Raw genomic sequence first — 4,885 nt, 5'->3', positions numbered from 1 at the left:
TACCGCGCCTTCGACGACGCGCTGGCCGCGACCGGAGCCGCGGCGATCCTCCTGGGGCACACCCTCGACGACCAGGCCGAGACGGTGCTGCTCGGGTTGGCTCGCGGCGCCGGAGCCGCCTCCCTGCACGGGATGGCTGCCGTCAGCGGGCCGCTGCTGCGACCCCTCCTCGGGCTGCGCCGCGAGACGACCCGCAGTGCCTGCGCCGACCAGGGGCTCGCGTTCTGGGACGATCCCCAGAACGCGGATCCGCGGTACTCCCGGGTGCGGGTGCGCACCCGTGTGCTGCCCGTGCTCGAGGACGAGCTCGGCCCCGGGGTGGCGCAGGCCCTGGCGCGCACGGCCGAGCAGTTGCGCGAGGACGGTGACGCGCTCGACGCGCTCGCGCTCGACTGGGCGCTCGAGCTGGTCGGGCAGGACGAGGCCGGTCACGTGACCGTCGACGCGCGCGGGCTCGCGGCGGACCCGCCGGCGCTGCGGCAGCGCATCATCCGCCTGGTGGTCGCCAACGAGTTCGGAGTCGCGCTCTCGCGCACGCAGACGCTGGCCGTCGCCGCGCTGGTCACCGACTGGCACGGGCAGAAGGGCGTCGATCTGCCCGGGGTGGTCGCGACCCGCTCCGGCACCACCCTCGTCTTCGCCCCCGCCGCTCGTTCCGCAGAGGGGCCGGGGCCGGACCACCCGTAGAGTGGCCGGGTGGAAGCAGCCGACATCGCCGACGACATCACCGAGGTCCTCTACACCGAGGCCCGGATCCACGAGCGGATCCGCGAGCTGGCCCGCGCGATCGAGCGCGACTACGCGGGCGAGAACCTGCTCCTCGTCGGAGTCCTCCGCGGTGCCGTGATGGTGATGGCCGATCTGGCCCGCGAGCTCAAGCTCGACATCGTGATGGACTGGATGGCGGTGTCCTCCTACGGGAGCAGCACCAAGTCCTCCGGTGTGGTGCGCATCCTGAAGGACCTCGACTCCGACATCACGAACCGCAAGGTGCTGATCGTCGAGGACATCATCGACTCCGGCCTGACGCTCTCGTGGCTCCAGGGCAATCTGCGGAGCCGCGGTGCCGAGTCGGTCGAGATCTGCGCCCTGTTCCGCAAGCCGCTCGCGGCCAAGATTGAGGTCGACGTCTCCTACGTCGGCTTCGACATCCCCAACGAGTTCGTGATCGGCTACGGGCTCGACTACGCCGAGCGCTACCGCAACCTGCGCGATGTCGCCGTCCTCGCCCCGCACGTCTACGCGTAGCCTCGCCGACACCGCGCAGTCGAGCCTCGACAGGCTCTTCGCGGTGCCGCTGCTCGGCTACCACATGAGCTACCCGACCTCGCTGCGGGCCGACCTCGAGTTCAACTACTGGTGGCTCGCGCACGCGATCGACGCGGCGGTCGACGCGTTCGAGCGCACGGGTGACGACGCGCACCTCGCACGGGCGGGCCGGCTCCACCGGGCGATCCGCCTCCGCAACGGCGGACGCCTGGTGAACGGCTACTTCGACGACATGATGTGGCTCGGCGGAGCTCTCGCGCGGCTCGGCGAGGTCTCAGGGGAGGAGCGCTGGCTCGACCGAGCGGACCACCTCTGGCATGTCGCGGCCGAGAAGGGCTGGAATCTCCGGCACGGGGCGAGCCTTGCGTGGCGCAGGCGCCAGCTCGACTACAAGAACGCCCCCGCCAACGGACCGTTCGCGATCCTCGGGGCGCGACTGGAACGGCTCCGGCCCGATGGCCGCGAGGGGCTCGCGCGCGCGGCGTTCGACTGGATGCACGTGCGGCTGCGCGACGATGCGACCGGTTTCGTCGCCGACGGCATCGGGCGCGAGGGCGGCACCGCCCGCGACGACTGGGCGTTCAGCTACAACCACGGCGTCTACATCGGAGCGGCGCTCGCGCTGCACCGGTTGCGGCCCGACCAGCGCCTTGTCGCGCACGCCTCTCTGACCGCCGTGGACCTCCTCGACCGGCTCGCCCCCGACGGCGTGTTCGTCGAGCAGGGTACGGGCGACGGCGCGCTGTTCGGCGGCATCGCCTACCGGCACCTCGTCGATCTCGCGACCACCGAGGGAGTCCCGCCCGCGGTCGCCGAGCGCGTCGGCGGCTTCGTCTCGGGGAGCGTCGCCGCGCTGCAGCGCTCGGGCGAGCGTCGCGGGGTGCTGCTGGCCGGGCCGCGCTGGGACGCGCCTGCGTCCCTGCCTGCCACGCTGTCGGCTCAGATCGGCGCCGTCCTGGCGGTGGAGGCGGCCGCGGTACTCGAGCGCTCCTCGGGCGCACCAGACTGAGACGGTGAGCGCACCCGAGAAGCCGACCGTGGCCGTCGTCATCAATCCGAGCAAGTTCGACGACGTCGGCGCCGCGGAGGACCTGGTCGCGACGATCGCCCGCCGGCACGGCTGGAACGAGCCGCTCTGGTTCGAGACCAGGCCCGACGACTCCGGTGCCGCCGCGGCCCGCGCCGCTCTGGCCGCCGAGCCCGACCTCGTCTGCTCGATGGGCGGGGACGGCACGGTGCGGGCGGTGGCGACGGTCCTCCGGGGCACCGGGGTGCCGTACGGACTGCTGCCGAGTGGGACCGGCAACCTCCTCGCCCGGAACCTCGGGATCCCGCTGGGGTCGCTCTCCGACGCGGTCGAGATCGCCCTGCTCGGGCAGGACCGGCCGATCGACGTGGGCACGGCGACCTTCGACGACGGTGAGGAGCGGGTGTTCACGGTGATGGGCGGCGTGGGGCTGGACGCCGAGATCATGGACAAGACCGACGAGGAGCTGAAGAAGCGGGTGGGCTGGGGCGCGTACTTCGCGGCCGGAGCTCCGGCGATGTTCAAGGCCGGCTTCGAGGCGACTCTCACGATCGACGGCGAGCAGGAGCCTCCGCAGCGCTGCTTCATGGTGCTCGCCTGCAACTGCAGCTCCGTGGTGGCCAACATCGAGCTCGCGACCGGAGCCGTGCTCGACGACGGCGACCTCGAGCTGGTGCTGCTGCGCCGCCGCTTCGGCCTCGCGCTCGATGTGGCGACGGGCAATCGCAACGGACTCGCCTCGCTCCACCAGTGGCCGGGGCGCGAGTTCACGTTCAAGCTCGACCAGGCGGTGCTCGCGGAACTCGACGGGGACCCGATTGGGCGGACGTCGTCGGGGCGGTTCGGCGTCGATCCCGGCGCGCTGGTGGTGCGACTGCCCGTCCCGACTCCGCGCAGCCCCGGACTCACCCCGCGGGACTCGGTGATGGTCGACACCTCGGCGATAGCGACGCTGCTCCCTGTGGAGTCCGCCTCCTGACGCTTGCACTGCCTCCTTTACGGTTGTAAGTTATCTGACGAACGTAAAGAAGGTGCCTCTGTGCGCCGGAGAGGACGACGTGACCGACCCACGGCCCACCCGCTCGCGCGACCTGCTGATCGCCGCCATCACGACCGCCCTCGACGGGCCCGGCGATGACCAGCCCTCGATCACCGAGCTCTGCGCGGCGGCGGGCGTGAGCCGACCGACGTTCTATCAGCACTTCGGCGACGTCCCCTCGCTGATCGAGGCCGCCGCTGTCGAGCGGATGCACGCCCTCTTCGGTGACGTCGTGCCCGGCGTCGCCGCCGTCGACTGGGAGGGCACCGTCCCGCGGATCGTGCGCGAGCTGCTCGAGGGCCTGCTCGTGCACGCCAACTTCTACCGCCGTGTCCTCAGCGGAGGCACGGCCCGGGCCGTGCAGGAGTCGGTCGTCGCGTTCCTCGTGCGGCGCCTCCTCGCCTTCTCTCCGCTCGCCGAGCGCGCCCCTGGCGGAGGCGACCACGCCCGCGTCGAGCGCTTCGCCACGCTGCTGGCCGCCGGCACGACCTGGCTCGTCGTCGGCTGGCTGCTCGACGGCGACGCCCGCCGGCCGGCCGCCGAGGCCTCCGCCGACATCGCCGAGCTCCTCGTCACCGGAGTCGCGTCGCAGCGCCTCGCCGCTCTGCACTCCTCGAAGTAGAAGGACCCTGACCATGACTGTGCTCCGCCGCGCCCTGCGCGCCGTGAATCCGCGTCTCGTCGTCGTCTTCGCGGCGATCGCGCTCATCCCGCTGATCTACGCGGGACTGCTGACGTCGGCCAACCTCGACCCGACGCACCACCTCGACACCGTGCCGGCGGCCGTCGTGAACGAGGACACCGGCGCGACCGCCTCGGACGGATCGACGCTCGCGCTCGGCCACGACCTGACCGACGAGCTCACCTCCAGCACGTCGGAGTCGAATTTCGCCTGGACGGAGAAAGGCGCCGCCGACGCGGCGCGCCAGCTCGCCTCGGGCGAGGTCTACGCCGTGCTGACCGTCCCCGCCGGATTCTCGGCCGATGTCGCCTCGGTGGGCGGCGACGACCCGGCGGCCGCCGTGCAGGCGAAACTCTCGGTCGAGACGAACGACAGCGCCAACCTGATCGTCGGCAACATCGCGAGCACAATCGGCAGCACCGTGACGCAGACGCTCGAGGAGAAGGTCGGCGAGACCTACCTGAAGAACGTCTACGTCGGCTTCACCGACGTGCACACGAGTCTGGAGCAGGCGGCGGACGGTGCGGCACAGCTGGCCGACGGCGCCGACCGGGCCTCGTCGGGCTCCTCCGAGCTGGTCGTCGGGCTCGCGCAGCTCCAGGACGGCACGGCGCGGCTCGCGACGGGTGCCAACTCCCTCCGCTCGGGGGCAGGGACGGCCGCGGCCGGCGCGGCGACCCTCTCGGCGGGACTCCAGCAGATCGCCGAGAAGACCGGACAGCTGCCGCAGCAGGCCGGAGAACTCGACTCCGGCGCTCGCACCGTCGCCGACGGCGCCCCGGCAGCTCGACGGCGGGGGTCGCGACGCTCGCCTCCGGGGGCGGTTCGACCCTCGCGTCCCGGGGACGGCGGGCGCTGAAAGACGGCG

6 protein-coding genes are annotated in these 4,885 nt (G+C 72.3%); all 6 read left to right on the top strand.

Going from position 1 to position 4,885, the window contains the following annotated elements:
• A partial coding sequence (locus ACH61_RS13930) for an ATP-binding protein (RefSeq protein WP_236713699.1) occupies positions 1-687 on the top strand: 687 nt, incomplete at its 5' end.
• A 9-nt stretch (positions 688-696) separates the two neighbouring features.
• Positions 697-1,248 (top strand): hypoxanthine phosphoribosyltransferase, encoded by a 552-nt coding sequence (gene hpt / locus ACH61_RS13925; RefSeq protein WP_068213121.1) that lies wholly within the window; start codon positions 697-699, stop codon positions 1,246-1,248.
• Positions 1,214-2,278, top strand: a complete 1,065-nt coding sequence (locus ACH61_RS13920; protein ID WP_068213119.1) for a glycoside hydrolase family 76 protein — start codon at positions 1,214-1,216, stop codon at positions 2,276-2,278. Before hpt ends, ACH61_RS13920 begins: the two co-directional genes overlap by 35 nt.
• A 4-nt stretch (positions 2,279-2,282) precedes the next feature.
• Positions 2,283-3,275, top strand: coding sequence for a diacylglycerol/lipid kinase family protein (locus tag ACH61_RS13915; RefSeq protein WP_068213117.1), 993 nt, complete (start codon positions 2,283-2,285; stop codon positions 3,273-3,275).
• Positions 3,276-3,354: 79 nt separating this feature from the next.
• Positions 3,355-3,957 carry a TetR/AcrR family transcriptional regulator gene (locus ACH61_RS13910; RefSeq protein WP_132505666.1) on the top strand — a complete coding sequence of 201 codons (603 nt, stop codon included), beginning with the start codon at positions 3,355-3,357 and terminating at the stop codon, positions 3,955-3,957.
• Positions 3,958-3,970: 13 nt separating this feature from the next.
• Positions 3,971-4,876, top strand: coding sequence for a YhgE/Pip domain-containing protein (locus ACH61_RS13905; protein WP_068213113.1), 906 nt, complete (start codon positions 3,971-3,973; stop codon positions 4,874-4,876).
• The last annotated feature ends 9 nt before the right edge of the window (positions 4,877-4,885 follow it).

The sequence above is a fragment of the Rathayibacter tanaceti genome, from assembly GCF_001634385.1.
GTDB lineage: Bacteria > Actinomycetota > Actinomycetes > Actinomycetales > Microbacteriaceae > Rathayibacter > Rathayibacter tanaceti.
The sequence above is the reverse complement of the archived record's forward strand: the minus strand, read 5'-3'. Positions and strand labels throughout refer to the sequence as shown.

Coding starts and splice junctions, on each gene's coding strand:
- ACH61_RS13920 (WP_068213119.1), top strand. CDS start 1,214: ATGTCGCCGTCCTCGCCCCGCACGTCTACGCGTAGCCTCGCCGACACC.
- ACH61_RS13905 (WP_068213113.1), top strand. CDS start 3,971: ATGACTGTGCTCCGCCGCGCCCTGCGCGCCGTGAATCCGCGTCTCGTC.